The organism is Nocardiopsis sp. RV163 (assembly GCF_001029525.1).
Classification (GTDB): Bacteria; Actinomycetota; Actinomycetes; order Streptosporangiales; family Streptosporangiaceae; genus Nocardiopsis; species Nocardiopsis dassonvillei.
On sequence record NZ_LEKI01000346.1, the window covers coordinates 1 to 1,056 of the forward strand.

Below are 1,056 nucleotides of genomic sequence, written 5' to 3' on the forward strand. Positions count from 1 at the left end.
CTCTCTGCCCAAGCCCCGGGAGATCTACGAGTTCCTGGACTCGTACGTGATCGGTCAGGAGCAGGCCAAGAAGGCGTTGTCGGTGGCGGTGTACAACCACTACAAGCGGGTGCGCTCGGAGGGGGACCGTTCGGGCGAGGAGGATGTGGAGATCGCCAAGTCCAACATCTTGCTGCTGGGGCCGACGGGGTCGGGGAAGACGTTGTTGGCGCAGACGTTGGCGCGGATTCTGAACGTGCCGTTCGCGATCGCGGACGCGACGGCGCTGACGGAGGCGGGGTATGTGGGCGAGGATGTGGAGAACATCCTGCTCAAGTTGATCCAGGCGGCTGACTACGACGTGAAGAAGGCCGAGACGGGGATCATCTACATCGACGAGGTCGACAAGGTCGCGCGTAAGAGTGAGAATCCCTCGATCACTCGGGATGTGTCGGGTGAGGGGGTGCAGCAGGCGTTGTTGAAGATCTTGGAGGGGACGACGGCGAGTGTGCCTCCGCAGGGTGGGCGCAAGCATCCGCATCAGGAGTTCATTCAGATCGACACGACGAATGTGTTGTTCATCTGTGGTGGTGCGTTCGCGGGGTTGGAGAAGTTGATCGAGTCGCGGACGGGTCAGCAGGGGATGGGGTTCAACGCGGTGTTGCGTCCCAAGGGTGAGCTGGGTGGTTCGGCGTTGTTCGGTGAGGTGATGCCGGAGGATCTGTTGAAGTTCGGGATGATTCCGGAGTTCGTGGGTCGGTTGCCGGTGATCACGAGTGTGCATGATCTGGATCGTGAGGCGTTGATCCGGATTTTGACGGAGCCGCGGAACGCGTTGGTGAAGCAGTATCAGCGGTTGTTCGAGTTGGATGGTGTGGAGTTGGAGTTCACGCCGGATGCTTTGAACGCGATTGCTGAGCAGGGGATTATTCGGGGTACGGGTGCGCGTGGGTTGCGGGCGATTATCGAGGAGGTGTTGTTGTCGGTGATGTATGAGGTGCCCAGTCGTGAGGATGTGGGTCAGGTGATCATTACGCGGGAGACCGTGATCGACAACGTCAACCCCACCATCGTCCC

1 protein-coding gene is annotated in these 1,056 nt (G+C 60.1%); it reads left to right on the forward strand.

What is annotated here, in order from left to right:
- On the forward strand, positions 1–1,056 hold a 1,056-nt coding region (gene clpX, locus ABD54_RS26620; RefSeq protein ID WP_047872306.1), incomplete at both ends, for an ATP-dependent Clp protease ATP-binding subunit ClpX.